The 19,331-nt window shown below is 69.1% G+C and carries 19 protein-coding genes and 1 tRNA gene; 9 read left to right on the top strand and 11 right to left on the bottom strand.

The genetic code is table 11. From position 1 onward, the window contains the following. Positions 1-22: 22 nt before the first annotated feature. A complete protein-coding gene (locus E1181_RS20520) occupies positions 23-586 on the bottom strand; it encodes a hypothetical protein (protein ID WP_207922232.1) in 564 nt (187 codons plus the stop codon). 161 nt (positions 587-747) lie between these two features. On the opposite strand from E1181_RS20520, the gene E1181_RS20515 reads away from it, so the two are divergent. Together E1181_RS20515 and E1181_RS20510 are read left to right on the top strand one after the other, a co-directional pair. Further along, entirely contained in the window at positions 748-1,296 is a 549-nt protein-coding gene (locus E1181_RS20515) for a peptidylprolyl isomerase (RefSeq protein WP_207920343.1), read from the top strand. A gap of 27 nt (positions 1,297-1,323) precedes the next feature. After that, positions 1,324-2,241 (top strand): rhomboid family intramembrane serine protease, encoded by a 918-nt coding sequence (locus E1181_RS20510; RefSeq protein ID WP_132677187.1) that lies wholly within the window; start codon positions 1,324-1,326, stop codon positions 2,239-2,241. Here E1181_RS20510 and E1181_RS20505 read toward each other — a convergent pair whose 3' ends face one another. Then, positions 2,242-2,652: a PH domain-containing protein gene (locus tag E1181_RS20505; protein ID WP_235876911.1), complete on the bottom strand. Its 411-nt coding sequence runs from the start codon at positions 2,650-2,652 to the stop codon at positions 2,242-2,244. Between the two features lie 242 nt (positions 2,653-2,894). Beyond that, positions 2,895-3,161 carry a cell division protein CrgA gene (gene crgA / locus E1181_RS20500; protein WP_132677185.1) on the bottom strand — a complete coding sequence of 89 codons (267 nt, stop codon included), beginning with the start codon at positions 3,159-3,161 and terminating at the stop codon, positions 2,895-2,897. Positions 3,162-3,328: 167 nt separating this feature from the next. On the opposite strand from crgA, the gene E1181_RS20495 reads away from it, so the two are divergent. From E1181_RS20495 to E1181_RS20490, 3 genes are read left to right on the top strand one after another with little or no spacing between them, the layout of a single operon-like run. Beyond that, entirely contained in the window at positions 3,329-4,153 is an 825-nt protein-coding gene (locus E1181_RS20495; protein ID WP_235876910.1) for a class E sortase, read from the top strand. Then, a complete protein-coding gene (locus E1181_RS31510) occupies positions 4,153-4,308 on the top strand; it encodes a hypothetical protein (protein ID WP_165944690.1) in 156 nt (51 codons plus the stop codon). Before E1181_RS20495 ends, E1181_RS31510 begins: the two co-directional genes overlap by 1 nt. A 60-nt stretch (positions 4,309-4,368) precedes the next feature. Further along, positions 4,369-5,013: an aminodeoxychorismate/anthranilate synthase component II gene (locus E1181_RS20490; RefSeq protein WP_132677183.1), complete on the top strand. Its 645-nt coding sequence runs from the start codon at positions 4,369-4,371 to the stop codon at positions 5,011-5,013. 71 nt (positions 5,014-5,084) lie between these two features. Here the strand turns inward: E1181_RS20490 and pknB are convergent, their stop codons facing one another. The 7 genes from pknB to E1181_RS20455 are packed head-to-tail and all read right to left on the bottom strand — an operon-like array spanning position 5,085 to position 14,570. Then, positions 5,085-7,046, bottom strand: a complete 1,962-nt coding sequence (gene pknB, locus E1181_RS20485) for a Stk1 family PASTA domain-containing Ser/Thr kinase (RefSeq protein ID WP_132677181.1) — start codon at positions 7,044-7,046, stop codon at positions 5,085-5,087. Next, complete coding sequence (locus E1181_RS20480) at positions 7,043-8,401, bottom strand: serine/threonine-protein kinase (protein WP_132677180.1); 1,359 nt, start codon at positions 8,399-8,401, stop codon at positions 7,043-7,045. The genes pknB and E1181_RS20480 overlap by 4 nt, the downstream gene beginning before the upstream one ends. A gap of 3 nt (positions 8,402-8,404) precedes the next feature. Continuing rightward, entirely contained in the window at positions 8,405-9,859 is a 1,455-nt protein-coding gene (locus E1181_RS20475) for a peptidoglycan D,D-transpeptidase FtsI family protein (protein ID WP_132677178.1), read from the bottom strand. Then, positions 9,856-11,280 carry an FtsW/RodA/SpoVE family cell cycle protein gene (locus E1181_RS20470; protein WP_132677176.1) on the bottom strand — a complete coding sequence of 475 codons (1,425 nt, stop codon included), beginning with the start codon at positions 11,278-11,280 and terminating at the stop codon, positions 9,856-9,858. Before E1181_RS20470 ends, E1181_RS20475 begins: the two co-directional genes overlap by 4 nt. Further along, positions 11,280-12,728, bottom strand: a complete 1,449-nt coding sequence (locus tag E1181_RS20465) for a PP2C family serine/threonine-protein phosphatase (protein WP_132677174.1) — start codon at positions 12,726-12,728, stop codon at positions 11,280-11,282. The genes E1181_RS20470 and E1181_RS20465 overlap by 1 nt, the downstream gene beginning before the upstream one ends. Next, positions 12,725-13,186 carry an FHA domain-containing protein FhaB/FipA gene (locus E1181_RS20460; protein WP_132626305.1) on the bottom strand — a complete coding sequence of 154 codons (462 nt, stop codon included), beginning with the start codon at positions 13,184-13,186 and terminating at the stop codon, positions 12,725-12,727. Before E1181_RS20460 ends, E1181_RS20465 begins: the two co-directional genes overlap by 4 nt. Positions 13,187-13,232: 46 nt before the next feature. After that, complete coding sequence (locus E1181_RS20455; protein WP_132677172.1) at positions 13,233-14,570, bottom strand: FhaA domain-containing protein; 1,338 nt, start codon at positions 14,568-14,570, stop codon at positions 13,233-13,235. Positions 14,571-14,786: 216 nt separating this feature from the next. On the opposite strand from E1181_RS20455, the gene E1181_RS20450 reads away from it, so the two are divergent. From E1181_RS20450 to E1181_RS20435, 4 genes are all read left to right on the top strand, one after another. After that, a tRNA-Leu gene (locus tag E1181_RS20450) sits at positions 14,787-14,869 on the top strand. A gap of 343 nt (positions 14,870-15,212) precedes the next feature. Then, entirely contained in the window at positions 15,213-16,001 is a 789-nt protein-coding gene (locus tag E1181_RS20445) for an IclR family transcriptional regulator (protein WP_132677170.1), read from the top strand. A gap of 354 nt (positions 16,002-16,355) precedes the next feature. Further along, complete coding sequence (locus E1181_RS20440; RefSeq protein ID WP_132677223.1) at positions 16,356-16,988, top strand: hypothetical protein; 633 nt, start codon at positions 16,356-16,358, stop codon at positions 16,986-16,988. Positions 16,989-17,275: 287 nt separating this feature from the next. Then, positions 17,276-17,932 carry an SDR family oxidoreductase gene (locus tag E1181_RS20435; RefSeq protein ID WP_132677168.1) on the top strand — a complete coding sequence of 219 codons (657 nt, stop codon included), beginning with the start codon at positions 17,276-17,278 and terminating at the stop codon, positions 17,930-17,932. Here the strand turns inward: E1181_RS20435 and E1181_RS20430 are convergent, their stop codons facing one another. Then, positions 17,933-19,267: a D-arabinono-1,4-lactone oxidase gene (locus E1181_RS20430; RefSeq protein WP_132677166.1), complete on the bottom strand. Its 1,335-nt coding sequence runs from the start codon at positions 19,265-19,267 to the stop codon at positions 17,933-17,935. It abuts the gene before it with no gap. Between the last annotated feature and the right edge of the window lie 64 nt (positions 19,268-19,331).

Here is a 19,331-nt window from a genome sequence, read left to right as displayed (position 1 = left end):
GGCCCGGCCTCGTGTCGTCTAATCAGGGGGTTGGCGGGTTCGCCCTGGGCGTTTCCACCGCGCGGGGTTCATGGTGGCCGTCGGTCTCGGCGGCGGCCCGGTGGCGGGGCGCGGTGGTGCCCGGGGTCTGCGAGTCCCACGGCTCGTCGTCCGCCGCTGCGAGCGGGAGCTCCTCCGGACGGCGGGTCAGCGCGATCGCCGCTGCGGCGACGCCCAGGACCACCAACATCAGCAGCAGCCACGGCCAGCGGCGCTTCTTCTTCACCGGAGTGGGGTCGATCTTCGCGGCCAGCCGCTTGCGGGATTCGATCGTCCGCTTCTCCCAGTCCTTGCGGGCCTGCTTGGCCTGCTTGGCGAGTTCCTTGCGGGACTTGCCCGTGGCGCGCTGGGCGATGAGCTCCTGCAGCTCCTCGGTCGAATAGCCGCGGCTGGCCAGTTCCCGCTCGGCCCTCGCTGCTGCCTGCCTGGACAGCACAGCACCTGTTTCACCTGCGCGTTTCGCGCCGTGGCGGGCCTGCTTGATGCCGGTGCCAACCGCCTTCCCCACGGTCTCGCCGGCCTTGGCCATCGCGTTCACTTCATCCATCGCCTGTTGACCTCCTTGGCCTGGCTTGTCTTCACCAGTCCGGTTATCCCGGATGAGCACATGCCAACCACGCCTCCACCACGGAGCCGGGTAAGGGGCGCGGACCCGCCCATATTGCACCCAGACACCGCAATCGGCCCGCTCGATGGCAGGATGGTCGGGTGGCTGAAGACAACGGATCGCTCGTTGGGACGACGTTGACCGCGACCCTGCACACCTCGCAGGGAGACATCCGGATCAACCTGTTCCCCGACCAGGCGCCCAAGACCGTGAAAAACTTCGTGGGCCTCGCCGAAGGGACCCAGGAATACACGGAGCCGAACGCCAAGGGCGAACGCTCCGGCCCGTTCTACGACGGCGTGATCTTCCACCGGGTCATCGAAGGCTTCATGATCCAGACCGGTGACCCGACCGGCACCGGACGGGGTGGCCCCGGCTACCAGTTCGGCGACGAGTTCCACCCGGAGCTCCAGTTCACCAAGCCGTACCTGCTCGCGATGGCGAACGCGGGGCCGAACACCAACGGCTCGCAGTTCTTCGTCACCGTGGCGGCCACGTCCTGGCTGAACTACAAGCACACCATCTTCGGTGAGGTCGCCGACAAGGAGTCGCGCGAGGTGGTCGACACGATCGCCGGCACCGCGACCGGTCGCAACGACCGCCCGGTGAACGACATCGTCATCGAGAAGGTTTCGATCGAGCGCGGCTGACACCGCCCGGGAAAGCAGGTCTCACCAGTGACTGTGCCACCCGGAACGACGCCCGGACCGGACGGGGCGCCGCCGCAGTTACCCACCTGCGCGCGGCACCCCGACCGGCCGACGGGCCTGCGTTGCACCCGGTGCGAACGCCCGGCGTGCCCGGAATGCCTGCGCGACGCCTCCGTCGGCCAGCAGTGCGTGGACTGCGTCCGGGAGGGCGGCGCGACCGTGCGCCGACCCGTGACGGTCGCCGGTGCGCGGCTGCGCGACAAGCCGATCCTGGTGCCGCTGCTGATCGCGGCCAACGTCGCCGCGTACGTGCTCACCGCCGTCCAGGCGGGCAACTTCGGGGCGAACTTCCGGTCGGCGCTGTTCGTCGACTACTCGTTGATCCCGTTCACCGTGGCAGGCGGGCAGTGGTGGCGCCTGGTCACCTCCGGGTTCCTGCACATCGGTGTGGTGCACCTGGTGATGAACATGCTCGCCCTGTGGGTGATCGGGCGGGACCTGGAGCTGCTGCTCGGCCGCGCGCGCTTCGCCGCGGTCTACGGGTTGTCGCTGATCGGCGGCAGCACCGCGGTGTTCCTGCTCGGTGAGGCCGACGCTCCGGTCGCGGGCGCGTCGGGTGCGGTGTACGGCCTGATGGGCGGCATCGCCGTGGCCGCGCTCCGCCTGAAGGTGAGCCTGCGCCCGGTGATCACCGTGATCGCGCTGAACATCGTCGCCAGCGTGCTGATCCCCGGCATCTCGCTGCTCGGGCACATCGGCGGCTTGCTCCTGGGTGCCGCGTCGACGGCGGCCCTGGTCTACGCGCCGCGCGAGCGCCGCACCCTCGTCCAGGCCGGTGCGCTGGTCGGACTGCTGGTGGTGCTGGTGGTCGTGCTGTTCGTCCGGGACGTCTCCTACGGCGACCTGTCCTGCATCGGCTCCGGCTACGAACTGGCCTGCGGCTGATCACCTGCGCAGCGCGTGCAGGACGTCGGCCGCCGCGTAGGGGTCTTCGCCGAGGTCGAGGCGGGTGAGGACCATCAGGTCCGGGTTCGCGTCGAGCTCCAGGCTGGTGCCGGTCAAGCCCAGCCGGCGGGTCTCCCGGACGCGGATGGTGACCTGGTCCCAGGAGTAGTGCCTGCGGCCGGTCAGCGCGCGCACCGTGATGCCGGTGGCGTCGGCGTGCAGCCTGGGGCGGCAGATCGTGCCGAAGGCGGACGCCGTCAGCAGGGCGAGCGCGAGCACCCCCACGAAGACCCGGTCGGTCGGTGTCGAGGCGAGGAAGGCCCAGGTCGCGGCACCCGCGGTGAGCAGCCATCCGCAGCCCACCAGCGCGGCCGGAGGTGCCCAGCCCATCGACTGCTCCGCCGTGTTCACCGTTGTCCACCCGCTATCGACGAGTTATCCACAGGACTTATCCCCACTGGGGACTAGTTACACAAGTGTGTTTCGCTGACCGTCTGTCAAGACGCCAAAGGGATGAGTGAGCTCCGAAGGAGTTCCCTCCCCCGGAGCTCGTGCACGAAGCGTCGTCGTGCTGGGCGCTCGAATTGCGACCGCGTGCGCCCGGCCTTATGGAACGGTCAAGGCCGGACGTCACCGCAGGTCAGCGGGATGGGTCAGCGCCACCGCATGGTCATCAGCAGGCCGACGATCATGAACGAGAAGCCGACGGCGAAATTCCACCCGCCCAGGTCGCTCATGAATCCGATCTTGTCGCCGGCGATGTAGTTGACGACGAGCCAGAGCAACCCGATGATCATCAGGCCGAGCATCACGGCGACGTAGATCGGGTGCGACGGACCGACCGACTTCGCCTTGACCGGCGTGCGGCGATCGACAACCGGGTTGGAGTCGTCCTTCTTGCGGACCTTGGACTTCGGCATAGGTGTCCTCGCCAGGTGATGCGGCACCGCCGTCCCGCGCCCGGCCCGGCTCGTCGCCGGTGGCGGCGGAACGGCTCCATTTCCACCTACCACGTTAACGTAATCACAGCGCTGAGCGAGCACCCCTCGCAAACCCGTGACCGGAGAGGAACGTCGTGGTTCCGTCGGTGCAGAGCCCGCCCCCACCGCCACTGCGGCGCGGAGACGACACCGCGCGTGCGGCGATCCGGGTCCTCGGCGAGCTGATGATCACCGCCGGCCTGGTGCTGCTGCTGTTCGTCTTCTACGTCGTGCACGTGACCGACCTGTTCACCGCGCGCGACCAGGCGAAGGCGACCGGGCGGATGCACGAGGAGTGGCAGGCCCGGCAGCGGCACCCGATCGCCGAACCGCCGCAGCCCGCGCCCGGGACCGGGTTCGCGCAGCTCCACCTGCCGACCTTCGGTCCGGACTTCGACTTCACCGTGCTGGAGGGCACCGACCTCAAGACCCTCAGCGGCGGCCCCGGGCACTACACCGGCACGGCGTGGCCGGGCGAGCAGGGGAACTTCGCGGTCGCCGGGCACCGGGTCGGGCGAGGGGCGCCGTTCAACGACCTGGACCAGCTGCCCTCCTGCACGCCGATCGTCGTGGAGACGGCGACCCACTGGTACGTCTACCGGGTCCTTCCGATGGCCGAGGAGGTCGCGACCTGGGACGGGCGCGGCGGCGCCCCGCGCTGCCGTGGCGTCGCGCCGATCCCCGCGCCCTACGACCACGTGGTCGGGCGGCACGTCGTGCAGCCCTCGCAGGGCGAGGTGATCTTCCCGGTGCCCGGTCTCGCCCCGGAGACCTTCCCGCGCGAGGAGCTGACCAGGCTCATCACCCTGACCACCTGCCACCCGGAGTTCTCCGCGCGGGAGCGGCTGATCGTCCACGGCGTGCTCACCACTCAGTACCCCAAGGTCGCAGGCCACCCCGAGCTGCGGCCCCCGGAACTGGAGGAGCGCTGATGTACGCGTGGATCTGGCGGCACCTGCCCGGACCGCTCGCGGTGAAGACCCTGGTGGCGCTCGTGCTGATCGCCGCCGTCGTCGCCCTGCTGCTGTTCGTGGTGTTCCCCCGGGTCGAGCCGCTGCTGCCGTTCAACGACGTCACCACCGGCTGACCCCGCCGAGCGAGGCGAGAGCGGGGAAATTCGGCTGCGCCGGACGCGTAGTCTGGGCGCGTGCGTGTACTGGTGGTCGACAACTACGACAGCTTCGTCTACAACCTCGTGCAGTACCTCGCGCAGCTCGGAGCCGAGTGCGAGGTGCGCCGCAACGACGTGGTCACCGACGACGACGTGGCCGCAGCTGACGGTGTGCTGCTCAGCCCCGGTCCGGGGACTCCGGATCGCGCGGGGCGGACGATGGAGCTCATCCACCGCTGCGCCGCCGAGCGCAAGCCGGCCTTCGGCGTGTGCCTCGGGCACCAGGCCATCGGCGCGGTGTGGGGCGGCACGGTCGAGCGCGCCCCCGAGCTGCTGCACGGCAAGGTCAGCGAGATCGAGCACTCCGGGACCGGCGTGTTCGCCGGGCTGCCGCAGCCGTTCATCGCGACCCGCTACCACTCGCTGATCGTCCGCGCGGACACCATCCCGGACGACTTCGAGGTCACCGCGCGCACCGAGTCCGGCATCGTGATGGGCATGCGCCACCGCGAGCTGCCGATCGAGGGCGTCCAGTTCCACCCCGAGTCGGTGCTCACCGACGGCGGTCACCGGATGCTCGCCAACTGGATGGCCTCGGCAGGTCACCCGGTCGCCGACCACGTCGTCGACCAGCTCGAAGCCGAGATGCGCAAGGTCGCCGCGGCCGCATCGGCCCGCTGACCAGCACTCTCCCCGAACGCGAAACGGGGCGGTGGCCACTCGGCCACCGCCCCGTTCTCACGTCAGTCCCCTCAGGGGAACGGGAAGAACCCGCCTCCGCTGCCCGGGGGCGTGCTCGTGCTGGAGCTGTCGTACTTGCCGACGTAGATCGTGATCGACTGGTCCTTGCTGATCTTCTGACCGGCCTGCGGCGAGCTGCTGAGGACCTTGTCGTCCTTGGACATGTCGCCGGTGGGCTGCTCGGACTCGTTGAGGGTGCCGTTCCAGCCCGCGGCCTTCAGCGCGGCCTCGGCCTCGTCCTTCGACATGTTCTGCAGCTGCGGCATGGTGATCTGGTTGCCCTTGGACACCACCAGGGTCACCGTCGAACCGGTCCGGGCCTTGGTGCCACCGGACGGCGACTGGTCGATGACCGTGTTCGCGGGTTCCCCGGAGTCGCGCTGCTCCACGCTGACCTTGAAGCCGGCGCCGACGAGGAACGCCCTCGCGGTCTCCAGCTGCTGGCCGCGCAGGTCCTGGACCTCCGTCTGCGGGATCGCCTGGCCGACCACGACGTTGATCGTGGTGCCCTTGGCGACCTCGGTGCCCTTGCTGTCCCAGTCGAGGATCTTGTCGACCTGCTTGGGGTCGGACGTCTCCTTCTTGTCCGGGTTCAGCCCGATCTTCAGCCCAGCCGCTTCGAGGGCCTGCTGAGCCTCGGTCATGGTCATGCCGGACAGGTCCGGGACCGCGGTGGACTCCGGACCGGTGCCCGCGCAGAGCTCGATCTTGGTCTCGGCCTTGACGCCCTGAGCTCCCGGCCCCGGCGTCTGGCGCACGATCGTGCCGCGCTTGTCCTCCGGGGAGGGGCAGGAGCGCGGGAGGACCATCCAGCCCTCCGACTTCGCCTTCTCGTTCGCGGCCTGGGCGGTCATGCCCATCAGGTTCGGGACCGGCACGCGATCCGGAGCACCCGCTCCGACCAGCATCGTCACCAGCCACGCGGCCAGCGCGAACACGGCCACGCAGGCCAGGGTGACCAGCGCGACGACGGCGTTCTTGCTGCGCCGGCGTTCCGGCGGGTGGGCCGGCGGGTAGTCCTCGACGTCGTCCGAGCGGTGCCGGCCGGAGCCGATCATCTCGGTGGGACCGGCGCCCTGGCCGAGCATCGCGGTGTGCTCTTCCTCCGACATGATCATCGGAGCCTTCGGGCGCTGACCGGACAGCACGCGGACCAGGTCGGCGCGCATCTCGGCCGCCGACTGGTAGCGGTTGGCCGGGTTCTTGCTCAGCGCCTTGAGCACCACGGCGTCCAGCGACGCCGGGGTGGCCGGAACGACGTCGGACGGCTTGCGGGGTTCCTCCCGGACGTGCTGGTAGGCCACCGCGACCGGGGAGTCACCGGTGAACGGCGGTTCCCCGGTGAGCAGCTCGAAGAGCACGCAGCCGGAGGCGTAGACGTCGCTTCGCGCGTCCACCGCCTCGCCGCGCGCCTGCTCCGGCGAGAGGTACTGGGCGGTGCCGATGACCGCTGCGGTCTGGGTCACCGCCGCCTGGCCGTCGGCCAGGGCGCGAGCGATGCCGAAGTCCATCACCTTCACCGCGCCGGAGCGGGTGATCATGATGTTGGCCGGCTTCACGTCGCGGTGCACGATCCCGTGCCGGTGGCTGAAGTCCAGCGCGGCCGAGCCGTCCGCCATGACCTCCATCGCCCGCCGGGGGGACAGCGGCCCCTCGGTCTTGACGATGTCGCGCAGCGTCCGGCCGTCGACGTACTCCATGACGATGTAGGGCAGCGGCCCGTTCTCGGAGTCCGTCTCGCCGGTGTCGTAGACCGCGACGATCGCCGGGTGGTTGAGCGCTGCGGCGTTCTGCGCCTCGCGGCGGAAGCGCAGCTGGAAGGTGGGGTCCCGGGCTAGGTCGGCACGCAGGATCTTGACCGCGACGTCTCGGCTCAAGCGGGTGTCGCGGCCCTTGTGCACCTCCGACATACCGCCGTAGCCGAGAGTCTCGCCGAGCTCGTAGCGGTCGGATAGAAGTCGAGGTGAACTCATCGAATCGTCGTTCCGATCCTTGTCAACGATCGTCCCATCTCACCCGCGGGAGGCATTCCGATCATGGGTTCCTGCCGATGCGAAGTTTGGCCCAAACCGTTCGTGGAATCCAGGCTCAGCGTGGCCACCGGACCGCGTCCGGCCATGCCGAGGTCGTGGCGGTTGACCGCCCAGTACGTCAGCAGACCGATGGCGACCAGCAAGACTACCGCCAGCACCGCGACGAGAATCCACACGACAACCCTGGTGTTGCCGCTATCGCGGTGAGCATTGCCACCCATGGCTCCTGCCACGCCCGCGGCGTTGGCCGGGACCGGCATCGGAGCCTGCTGCTGTGAAACCTGGTGTTGCTGAACCGCCTGCTGCTGCACGGGCTGCTGGGGCGGGATGATGCCGGGCGGATAGGTGTTGCCCATCGGTGGCGGACCCGGCGGTACCGGGTGCACGCCGGTACCCGGCCCGTGCACGTTCACCGGTCGCTGCTGTTGGGCGACCAGGGCCGACGGCGTCGGCAGCGGCCGACCCGCGCGCACTGCGGCGACCGCGGTGGCGAACTCCCCGCCGTCGGCGTAGCGCCGGCGCGGGTCCTTCACCAGGGTCGCCTCGATCAGCGCCCGCACTCCCGGCGGAACGTCCGGCGGGAGCGGTGGAGCGATGTCGCGGATGTGCATCATGGCGACCGTCACCGCGTTCTCGGAGAGAAACGGGCGGTGCCCCATCAGGCACTCGTAACCGACGACGGCCAGCGAGTACACGTCGCTGGCCGGTGTCGCGTCGCTGCCGAGCGCCTGCTCCGGCGCGATGTAGTGCGCCGTTCCCATCACCATCCCGTTGCGGGTGACCGGTGCCGCGTCGGCCGCCTTGGCGATGCCGAAGTCGGTCAGCTTCACCTTGCCCTCGGGGGTGATCAGGATGTTGCCGGGTTTGACGTCCCGGTGCACCAGGCCGCGTTCGTGCGCGGCCTGCAGCGCCTGACCCGCCTGCTCCAGCATGTCCATCGTGTGATCGGTGTTGATCCGCCGTTCCCGAGCCAGGATCGCCGCCAGCGGCTCTCCCCCGACCAGCTCCATCACCAGGTAGGCGGTGTCCTCCGGACCGTCCGGGACCGCAGCGGTCTCACCGTAGTCGTGGACCGCTGCGATTCCCGGGTGGTTCAGCGACGCCGTGGTGCGGGCCTCGGTGCGGAACCGGTGCAGGAACTCGGCGTCCCCGCACAGCTCGGCCTTGAGCACCTTGACCGCCACCGTCCGGTCCAGCCGGACGTCCACCGCCTCCCACACCTCGCCCATACCGCCGACCGCGATGCGGCGGCCGAGGCGGTAGCGCTCGGCGAGTAACTGGCCGGTGGTCAGCACGGATCAGCCACCTCCCCGCAAACCGGCCCGGATGACCTCCCGGCCGATGGGGGCTGCGAGCGAACCACCGGTGGCCTCGTCGCCCTCGTCGCCGCCGTTCTCCACGATCACCGCGACGGCGATCGTGGGGTTGGCGGCCGGCGCGAACGCGACGTACCAGCCGTGCGGCCGGTCACCGGGGTCGCCGTGCTGAGCGGTACCGGTCTTCGAGGCGATCTCGATCCCGGTGATCTTGCCGGAGCCCTTGGTGTTCTGCTCCGACTTGATCATCATGTCGCGGATCTTGCCCGCGACGTCCGGCGAGACCGCCTGGCCGAGCTCCTCGGGCCGGAGGGAGTCGAGCTCCTCCATGTCGGGAGCCTTCGTCGAGCTGACCAGCTGCGGCTTCATCACCTTGCCGCCGTTGGCGATCGTCGCGGCCATCATCGCGTTCTGCATCGGCGTGACGCGCACGTCGCGCTGGCCGATGCCGCTCTGGTACAGCGACGCGCCGTCGGACATCGGGCCCAGGTCCGACTTGGCCACGCTCATCGGGATCTGCAGGTCCTGGCCGAAGCCGAACGACGCCGCGGTCTCGCGCAGCTTGTCGGCGCCGACCTTGCCCGCGATCTCGGCGAACGCGGTGTTGCAGGAGTGCGCCAGCGCCTCGGTCAGCGTGTTGCCCGCGCACTTCTTGCCGCCGTAGTTGGGCAGCTGCGTCGACGACTGCGGCAGCGTGATCGACGCGGCGTCCTGCACCTGGCTGTTCGGGTTGTACCCGTTCTCCAGCGCAGCGGCCGTGGTGATTAGCTTGAACGTCGAACCGGGCGGGTAGATCTCGGAGACCGCCCGGTTGGCCATCGGGTTGCCCTCGGCGTTGTTGAGCGCGTTCCACTGCTCGGCGACCTGGTTGTTGTCCGGGCCGGTGAGCTTGTTCGGGTCGTAGGACGGCGCGTTGACCATCGCCAGGATCTCGCCCGTCGACGGGTTCAGCGCCACCACGGAACCCTGGAAGCCCTTCTTCGTCAGCTGGTCGTAGGCGACCTGCTGCATCTCCGGCTTGATCGTCAGCTCGACGCTGCCGCCGCGCGGCGTGTTGCCGGTGATCATGTCCGACAGCCGGCCGAACGCCATGCTGTCGTCGGTGCCGTTGAGGATCTTGTCGTTGGCGCGCTCGACGCCGTTCGACCCGTAGAAGAATGAGTAGAACCCGGTGACCGGCGCGTACAGCGGGCCGTTCGGGTAGGTCCGCTGGAACTTGTAGCGGTCGTGCTCGATCGGCGTGGAGCTGGCCAGCGACTGACCGGACGCGATGATCTGACCGCGCTCCCGGGAGAACTCCTCCAGCTGGGTGCGCGTGTTGCGGGCGTCCTCGCGGTACTCGTCGGCCTTGATGACCTGGACGTAGGTCATGTTGCCCATCAGCAGCAGGACCATCGCCATCATGGCCAGCGCCACTCGGCGCAGCGGCTTGTTCATCGGGGACGCTCCACCAGTTCCGTATGCGCTTCAGCGATCGGCGCCTGCTTCGGCTTGGGCTTGGCCGGGGCCTGCGGGCGGCGGGCCGCGTCGGACACCCGCAGCAGCAGCGCGATCAGCACGTAGTTGGCGAGCATCGACGAACCACCGGCCGCCAGGAACGGCGCCGTCAGACCGGTCATCGGGATCAGGCCCGTCGAACCGCCGGCGACCACGAACAGCTGCAGCGCGATGGTGAACGACAGACCGCCGGCGAACAGCTTGCCGAAGGAGTCGCGCACCGCCAGCGCGCTGCGCAGCCCGCGCATCATCAGCAGCACGTAGACCAGCAGCAACGACATCAGCCCGATGAGGCCGAGCTCCTCGCCCAGCGCCGGGATGATGAAGTCGCTGAACGACAGCGGCGTGATGTTCGGCATCCCGCTGCCCAGACCCGAACCCGGGATGCCGCCGTGGGCCATCCCGAACAGGCCGGTGCGCAGCTGGTAGCCGGGGTCGGACTCGCCGTCGGCCACCCGCATCATCGGGTCGAGCCAGGTGTTCACCCGGACCTGGACGTGCGAGAAGAGGTTGAAGGCGATGATCGCGCCCACCGCGAACATCGTCAGGCCGAGGCCGACCCACACCGCGCGCTCGGTGGCGATGTAGATCATCACCAGCACGATGCCGAAGAACAGCAGCGAGGTGCCCAGGTCCTTCTCCAGAACCACGATGCCGATCGACAGGACCCAGGCGACCAGCACCGGGCCCAGGTCACGCGGACGCGGCCAGTCCACGCCGAGGAACCGCTTGCCCGCCGTGGTGAACAGCTCGCGCTTGCCCACCAGGAACGAGGCGAAGAAGATCAGCAGCAGGATCTTGGCGAACTCGCTCGGCTGGATCGAGATGAAACCCAGGTTGACCCACAGCTTCGCGCCGTTGGCCTCCGAGATGCTCGCCGGCAGCACACCGGGCAGCGCCAGCAGCGCGATCCCGACGAAACCGCACGTGTAGCCGTACTGCGCGAGCGTGCGGTGGTCCTTCACCAGCCACAGGACGAGGATGAACATCGCCACGCCTGCGGTGGTGTAGAGGATCTGCTTCGGCGTGTACGGCGCCCCGACGACCGGGGCCAGGTCCAGCCTGTGCAGCATCACCAGACCGAGCCCGTTGATCAACGCCACCAGCGGCAGGATCAACGGGTCGGCGTACGGCGCGAAGTAGCGCACGCCGAAGTGCGCGGCGCCGTAGAGGATCAGGAACGCGACCCCGTAGAACAGCAGCTCACGGGTGAGGGTCTGCTCCTGCGAAACCTCCACCACGATCAACGCCGCGGTCACGATGATCGCGGAGAAAACGAGCATGAACAGTTCGGTGCCCCGCCGAGTGTTGACTCGGGGGGCCCCGTTGACTGCTCCGGTCGTAGCGGCCGGTTCGGACATCAACTCACCGTCCGGCAGTTCACGCCAGGCTTCGGCTCCTCCGGTTGCAGCGGCGTGGCGTCCGCCGCCGAGGACTCCGGCGGCAGGGCCTGACCGGGCACCGGCGCACCCGGCGTGGGCTGCACCTGCGGCTGACCGGGAGGAGGCGGTGTCGGCGCACCCGGAACGGGGGCACCCGGGACGGGCGGAACCGTGGGCACCGAAGGCTCGGGCGTCTGGCACTCCGGCAGCAGCGCGGTCATCCGCAGCCGCCGCATCGCCTCCCGCGCCTCGGTGAGGCCGTTGACCTCGGTGATGCCGTTGCGCACGTCGGGACGCTGCGCTTCCTGCAGGTCGTCCAGCTTGATCGGCTGGCAGTCCTTGGCGGAGTCCGGCGGGCAGGAGGTCTCGACCTGCCAGTTCAGCGCCACGCCCAGCGTGGATCCCTGAACGCCCTGGTAGATCACGACCTCATCGGCGCGGTTCACGCCGATGTAGTACTGGTTGAGCACCCACCAACGCCCAACCAGCGCGACAGCCGCCAACACGATGAGCACGCCGCAGGCCACCACCAGCGAGGTCAGCCAGCGCCGTTTGCGCGGCTTCTCCGCCGGAGGTGAGGTGGGCTCGAAACGCTTCGGCTGCGGCCGCGGCATGGTCACCGCGGAAGCGCGCGCCGCCGACGAATCGGGTTGCGGATGCTCATCGCCATTTCCCGCCGCACCCCCGACTATGGGGGCGTCGTCGCCGAACTCGACGTCGACGACGTCGGCGATGATCACGGTCACGTTGTCCGGACCGCCACCTTTGAGCGCCAGCTCGATCATCCGGTCCGCGCACTGCTGCGGATCCGGAATGCGCAGGGCTTCCGCCATCGTCTCCGTGCTCACCGGGCCGGTCAGGCCGTCGGAGCACAGCAGGTAGCGATCGCCCGCGCGAGCCTCGCGAATCGCCAGGCTCGGTTCCACCTCGTGGCCGGTCAACGCGTGCAGCAGCAGCGAGCGCTGCGGGTGGTTGGCGGCCTCCTCCTCGGTGATCCGGCCTTCGTCGATCAGCGACTGCACGAAGGTGTCGTCGTGGGTTATCTGGGTCAGCTCGCCGTCGCGGACCAGGTATGCGCGGGAGTCGCCGATGTGCACCAGACCCAGCTTGCTGCCTGCGAACAGCACAGCGGTGAGGGTGGTGCCCATCCCGTCCAGCTCCGGGTCGTTGGCCACCAGTTCGGCGATCGCGCTGTTGCCGTCCAGCACCGCACCGCGGAGCTGTCCGAGCAGGTCGTCACCTGGCTCGTCATCATCCAACGGCGCCAACGCCGCGATGACGACCTTGCTGGCGACCTCACCGGCGGCATGTCCACCCATGCCGTCCGCGAGGGCGAGTAGTCGTGGGCCGGCATAGACCGAGTCCTGGTTGTTGGAGCGCACCAGGCCGCGGTCGCTGCGGGCTGCGTAGTGAAGGACGAGGGTCATGAGCGCAGCTCGATCACCGTCTTGCCGATTCTGATCGGAACGCCGAGCGGGACCTTGGTCGGTCCCGTGACCTTCGCCCGATCGAGGTATGTGCCGTTAGTGGAGCCTAGATCCTCCACGTACCAATCGGAGCCGCGAAGCGACAACCGAGCGTGCCGGGTCGACGCGTAGTCGTCGTCCAGCACCAACGTGGAGTCATCGGCTCGGCCGATCAGGATCGGCCGGCCGTCCAGGGAAATGCGCGTGCCGGCGAGAGCGCCGTGCGTCACCACCATCTGGCGGGGCGCCTTGCTCTTGCCCCGGGCTTTGCCCGGGGCCCGACTCGCACCTGGCATCGGGACTCGCATCCCCGACGCGGAGTAGAGATCTGAACGAACCACGCGAAGCGCAGCCAGCACGAACAACCAGAGCAGGGCGAGAAACCCTGCTCTGGTCAGCTGAATAACCAGCTCCGGCACTTGTTGTGAACGCTCCTACTCGTATTCGGGGATCGCCGAACCGCGCTCAGCCCTGCTGGGCGCGGAAGACCAGGGACGAATGCCCGACCCTGATCACGTCACCATCTGCCAACTGCCAAGTCTGCACCGGAGTGCCGTTCACCGTGGTGCCGTTTGTCGAACCGAGATCAGCCAGCATCGCGCTCTGACCATCCCAGGTGATCTCGATGTGCTTGCGCGAGACCCCCGTGTCGGGAAGGCGGAACTGGCCCTCCTGTCCGCGGCCGATGATGTTCGAGCCCTGCTGCAGCGTGTACGAGCGGTTCGAACCGTCGTCCAGGTGCAGCGTGGCGGTCATCTGACCACGAGGACCACCGGCCGGGTAACCGCCCGGTGCGCTCTGCGGGTAGCCACCGCCGGGCTGGCCGTAGCCGCCCTGGTCCGGGAAACCGCCCGGAGCGCTCTGCGGGTAGGCACCACCCGGCTGGCCGTAGCCCTGGTCGAAACCGGGCTGCTGCGGGTAGCCCTGGTCGAAGCCCTGCTGGGGCTGGCCGTAACCCTGGTCGAAACCGGGCTGCTGTGCGTAGCCCTGGTCATAGCCCTGCTGGGGCTGGCCGTAACCCTGGTCGTAGCCGGGCTGCGGCGGCTGGCCGTAGCCCTGGTCGAATCCCTGCTGCGGCGGCTGCCCGTAACCCTGGTCGAAACCGGGCTGCTGCGGCGGCTGGCCGTAGCCCTGGTCGTAGCCGGGCTGCTGGCCGTAACCCTGGTCGTAGCCGGGCTGCGGCGGCTGGCCGTACCCGCCCTGCTGGTCGTAGCCGGGCTGCTGACCGTAGCCCTGCTGCTGGCCATAACCCTGCTGGTCGTAGCCGGGCTGCTGACCGTAGCCGTAGTTGGGGTCCTGGCCTTGGCCGTATCCCTGGTCGTAGCCGTACTGCCCCTGCTGGTTGTACGGATCTCCCTGGGGGTAGTGGCCTGGTGGCTGGCTCATGGGTCGGTCTCCTGCGGTACGCGGTTGTGTCGGCCGTCGAGTTACATCGGGGTCGACGGTCGAACTGATTCGAAACTGTCCCGTGTGCAGCGTTTCAGAGCGCTCCAGGGAGACTACGACGTCACCATATGTGTCCCACCCCTGCTCGGTGAGGTGCTCTTGAACGCAGTCGGCGAGGAGGTCCGTCACCCGGTCCTCATCGCCGGTGAGCCGATCATGGTCCGACGGGCTCAGTTGCACAACGTAGTGGTTACAAGCGAGCAACCGACCACCGGCAAGCTCCCTGACCTTCAGTTCAGCATCTCGCTGCAAGGCCTGGGCGACTTCCTGCGGAACTACGTTCCCGCCGAACACGCGCGCAAAGCCATTACCGACGATGCCTTCGATCCGGCGCTCAAAGCGCTGCACGAGGCCCACGGCAATATCCCTCCACGCGTACGACTTCTGCCGACCATCGTATCTGGGCCCACGGCCCGAGACACCGCCCTGCTCCCAACTTCCTGACCCCCCTGCGCAGGCCCCTCTCAGGGCCGTGCTAATCTTCTTTTCGCCAACAGGGCAGCAGGGAAAAGCGAAAGCTCACCCCGGTGCCCAGCGGTGAAAAGCGGCAAGTTAAGCTTCTCATCGTGCCACGGGCGAGTGGCGGAATGGCAGACGCGCACGGTTCAGGTCCGTGTGTCCGAAAGGACGTGAGGGTTCAACTCCCTCCTCGCCCACTCGAAAGCCCCTCCCGGCTCATGCTTCGCCGGGAGGGGCTTTCTCGATTGTGTTGGGGGGTCGACCCCCCATGCCCCCCACGGTGCGGCTGGGCTCGTTCTTCCTGGTCGTCGCCTTGATCCTTTCTCGGCCTGCTCACGTGAAGTCTTGTGCTCGGCCTTCGGCCTCGTGTCGTCTCCCTCCCCACCTGTCCTCTCCTCCTGGGCTCGTTCTTGGTCTGTTTGGGGTTGTTTGTGGGGTTCAGCGTTGAGCGAAATCTTTTCGTGATCTTTCTTGGTGTTGGGTGGTTCTTGTGCTGGGGTGGGGGAGTCCGGCTGGGGGTTGTGGCTCGGAGGTGGCCTCGTGGCGGGAAACAGTCGGGATCCTGGGCGGTCGGTGACGGCTCGTGCCTTGAGCGTGCTCACCGCCTTCGACGTGGAGCACCCTCGGCTGACCTTGACGGGCATCGCGCAGCGGGCCGACATCCCGCTGGCCACCGCGCACCGGCTGGTGCGCGAGCTTGAGCTCTGGGGTGCGCTGCAGCGCGACCCCGACGGGCGGTACGTCATCGGGCTGCGGCTCTGGGAGATCGGCCTGCTGGCCCCGGTGAACGGGCGGCTGCGCGAAGCCGCGCTGCCCTACATGCAGGAGCTGTGCGAAACCACTCACGACAACGTGCACCTGGCGGTCCGGGACGAGCTCGACGCCGTGTACGTGGAGAAGCTCACGACGCCCAGGGCTGTGCCGATCGTCTCCAGGACCGGTGGACGGCTGCCGCTGCACGCGACCGGGGTTGGCAAGGTCCTCCTCGCGCACGCGCCCGCGAGCGTTCTGCACTCCTGCTGCGAGACCGGGTTGTCCCGGCACACCGCCTACACGATCACCGAGCCCGGCCGGCTCGGCCGCGAGCTGCAGGGCGTGCGCACCCGCGGCTATGCCTCCGCCAACGAGGAGATGACGCTCGGGAACTGCTCGGTGGCCGTGCCCGTCCACGACGCGTCGGGAACGGTGGTCGCGGCGCTCGGCGTGGTCGCCCACAGCGTCCGGGCCGACGTCACCCGGCTCGTCCGCTCGTTGCTGCCCGCGGCCGACGGCATCCGGCAGCGGCTGGCAGAGGGCGAACGGGTCAACCTCGACGCGCTACATCGATGAACAATTTTCCGCTTACTGGTCGAATAATCCGTCAACTGTACATTTGTGCAGGTTGCGTGACCGGCGCAGATATCATGCGCGGATTTTCAAGGCCATAAATGATGGGCGGAAGGCGTTGTCGTGCAGGTGTCGGGTAGGGATCACCTGTTTGGCCGCATGGCGGGGCTGAAGCCCCCATGTCATTCGTCGACCGGTCACCGACAGCTGCCCGCCGCCGATCGCAGCGACCCCCGATGAGCAGCGCAGAACCGCCTCGGAGCTGTTTTAGTCAACGTGGCCCCCGCACCGGTGGCCGGGGGAAGTTGAAGTCGCGGAGTGCACGTAGCGCGAGGGAGGCGGAACGCTGTGACCGCAATGCCGGGACATGCCTGGTCCGAAGACGAGCTCAGAGCCTGCTCGACCACGCAGGTCCGGTCGCCGCTGGGGCAGGCCGCCTCCATGGGCCGGCTCGCCCAGCGATCGGTGGACGCGATGGGCTGGACCGGCAGCGTGCTGCCGCCGGTCAAGTTGCTCGGACGCCAGATCATCGCCACCGCGGAACTGGTGCCCGACGCCCACGCCGAACGCTTGGTCTTCGCCAGTGGTCCGGTCCTGGACCGCGCGGAGATCGCCACCTGGGTCTGGCCCGAGATGGACGGCCGGGTGCCACCGCCCGCGGCCCGCATCACCGGAGTCCTCGCGCCGGCGCGCCACTGGCGCACCGCGCTGACCGCGGCGGTGCCGTTCGCCCGCTTCGTCAACGCGGCGATCGTCGTGCCGCGCAGCGTGGCCGTCGCGCCGGACTTCGCCGAGACCTGCCTGATCCGCGCCCGCCAGTTCGGCATCGCGGTGCTCAGCGCCGACGGTGACGACGTGCGCGAAGAACTTCCGGGGCACAGCCTCGACGACGCACCGCCGGTCGAGCACACCGCGGTCTCGCGATGGGTGAACGAGGTCGTCTACCAGCAACTGCTGTCGGCTGAAGCTCCAGCGCCGTCGCGCAGCTGAAGGCCCCTGGGGGCCGCAGTTCCAGTTGGACCGGGGGGCTTCAGCTGGAACTGCACTTACAACCGGTGGGCGGGGGGTTGCCTGCTGGAGGGGGAAGAAGCGGACGGATGCCCGCCCGGACCACGCTACCGCGCAGCGTGGGCGGGCTCCGTCCGCCGACTCCGATCGAGGCTTCTCCCGGAGTTGTCCACAGGTGTGTCCACAGGTGGGTTATCCCCAGAAATCGCGAGTTGTCCACAGGCCGTGCTTGAACGGTTGAGCAACGGCATCGGGCATACCGTGGGGACATGCGCATCGTCATCGCCGGAGCCCACGGGAAGATCGCTCGGCCGCTCGGCCGACTGCTCTCCGAACGGGGCGATCAGGTCCTCGGAATCATCCGCAACCCCGACCACGCGGCCGACCTCGAAGCCGACGGCGTCGAGCCCCTGGTGCTCGATCTGGAGAGCGCCGAAGCGGCCGAGCTGGCGGGCCGGCTGTCCGGAGTGGACGCCGCCGTCTTCCTCGCGGGAGCGGGCCCGGGCAGCGGCGCTCCGCGCAAGGACACAGTGGACCGCGGAGCCTCCGCCCTGCTCGCGGATGCCTGTCAACAGGCCGGAATTCGACGTTTCGTGCAGGTGAGCTCGATGGGCACCCGCACCCCTAACCCGCCGGACGTGGACCCGGTGTTCGGGGCCTATTTGGACGCCAAGCGGGCGGCCGAGGAGGACCTGCGGAGCCGCGATCTCCAGTGGACAATCCTGCGCCCGGGACGGCTCACCGACGACGAGCCCACCGGCCGGGTCACGCTCGCCGAGGAGGTCGGCCGGGACGCGGTCACGCGCCGCGACGTGGCCGCCGTTCTGGCGGCCCTGCTGCGCGAACCGGGGACCGCCGGACGGGCTCTGGAACTCGTCGGCGGTGACGTTGCGATCACCGACGCGGTGCGCGCCGCGGCGGGGTAATCAGTTCGGGTTATCCACAGGCCCCAGGACGCGGTCCAGGTACGAGTTGTGGAAGATCCCGCCCGGATCCACCGAGGCGCGGACCTGCCGAAACTCGTTGAACCGGGGGTAAATGCCGGACAACGCGGCCGCGTCCAGGCGGTGCATCTTCCCCCAGTGCGGTCGCCCGCCCGCGTCCCGGGCGATCGCCTCGAAGGCGTCGAAGAAGTGCTGGTGGGGCATTCCCAGGAACTGGTGCACCGCGATGTAGCCGGTGTCGCGGCCGTGCGCGGTGGACAGCCACACGTCGTCGGCCCGGGCGACTCGCACCTCCACCGGGAACATCACCGGGTCGGCCAGCCGCCCGACGACCTCGCGCAGTTCGCGCACCACGTCCGGGACGATCTCGCGGGGGAACGCGTACTCGGTCTCCACGAACCGAATCCGGCGCGGCGTGGTGAACACCCGGAACGAGCGGTCCTGGTAGCTGCGGGCCGACCAGGTCGCGGCGCAGAACCGGTTCAGCGGCCGGACCAGCGCGGGAGCGGCCTTCCCGATCCCGCAGACCGCGCCGAACAGGCGGTTCTCCATCACCTCGTACTCCAGGAAGTGCCGCACCGGGTGCAGCGGGCGCGGCGGTCCCGGATGCCGGTTGTTGCGCTTGACCATGGCGTTGCGGCTGTGCGGGAACCAGTGGAACTCGAAGTGGTCGTTGGCCTCGGCGAGCCCGTGGAAGTCGGCGAGCACCTCCTCCAGCAGCGCCGGGCGTTCTTCGGCCGCCAGCGTGAACGCCGGGACGCAGCGCAGCGTCACGGTGGTGATCACGCCGAGCGCGCCCAGTCCGAGCCTGCCCGCGGCGAAGAGCTCGGGGTTCTCGGTCGGCGAGCAGCGCACCTCGGTGCCGTCGGCGAGCAGCAGTTCCAGCGCTTCCACCTGCGTGGCCAGACCGCCGAGACCGGCTCCGGTGCCGTGCGTTCCGGTGGAGATGGCGCCGGCGACGGTCTGCTGGTCGATGTCGCCGAGGTTGGCCATCGCCAGGCCCAGCGAGTCCAGTTCGGCGTTGAGCACGTGCAGCGGAGTGCCGCCGTGCGCGGTGACCAGGCCGGTCGACGGGTCGGCGTGGATGATCCCCGACCAGTGCCGGAGGTTCAGCGCCACACCGGATTCCGGCGAGGCCACGGCGGAGAACGAGTGCCCGGACCCGATCGGCCGCACTCGCAGGCCCTCCCGGCTCGCGGCGCGGATCGCCTCGGCGGCTTCGGCGGTGTCTCGCGGGGCGACGACCCGCGCCGGGTGCGCGGTGGTCGTGCGTCCCCAGTTGGTCCACGGCCGTGCCGTGGCCGGATCACGCTGCATGCCGGGCCTCCAATGGGTGAGGTGGTCGGCGCGATGGGCTGAAGTTATGTGAAACCGATTCACA

Origin of the sequence: Saccharopolyspora terrae (genome assembly GCF_004348435.1) — a bacterium.
In the GTDB taxonomy this organism is placed as follows: Bacteria; Actinomycetota; Actinomycetes; order Mycobacteriales; family Pseudonocardiaceae; genus Saccharopolyspora; species Saccharopolyspora endophytica.
Note: the sequence above shows the minus strand (reverse complement) of the source record. Positions and strands in the feature narration are given on the sequence as shown.

Bases quoted from the DNA above. Each gene is read 5' to 3' on its own strand.
- E1181_RS20520 (WP_207922232.1), bottom strand. From the start codon at position 586: ATGGATGAAGTGAACGCGATGGCCAAGGCCGGCGAGACCGTGGGGAAG.
- crgA (WP_132677185.1), bottom strand. From the start codon at position 3,161: ATGCCGAAGTCCAAGGTCCGCAAGAAGGACGACTCCAACCCGGTTGTC.
- E1181_RS31510 (WP_165944690.1), top strand. From the start codon at position 4,153: ATGTACGCGTGGATCTGGCGGCACCTGCCCGGACCGCTCGCGGTGAAG.
- pknB (WP_132677181.1), bottom strand. From the start codon at position 7,046: ATGAGTTCACCTCGACTTCTATCCGACCGCTACGAGCTCGGCGAGACT.
- E1181_RS20475 (WP_132677178.1), bottom strand. From the start codon at position 9,859: ATGAACAAGCCGCTGCGCCGAGTGGCGCTGGCCATGATGGCGATGGTC.
- E1181_RS20470 (WP_132677176.1), bottom strand. From the start codon at position 11,280: ATGTCCGAACCGGCCGCTACGACCGGAGCAGTCAACGGGGCCCCCCGA.
- E1181_RS20465 (WP_132677174.1), bottom strand. From the start codon at position 12,728: ATGACCCTCGTCCTTCACTACGCAGCCCGCAGCGACCGCGGCCTGGTG.
- E1181_RS20440 (WP_132677223.1), top strand. From the start codon at position 16,356: ATGCCGGGACATGCCTGGTCCGAAGACGAGCTCAGAGCCTGCTCGACC.
- E1181_RS20435 (WP_132677168.1), top strand. From the start codon at position 17,276: ATGCGCATCGTCATCGCCGGAGCCCACGGGAAGATCGCTCGGCCGCTC.
- E1181_RS20430 (WP_132677166.1), bottom strand. From the start codon at position 19,267: ATGCAGCGTGATCCGGCCACGGCACGGCCGTGGACCAACTGGGGACGC.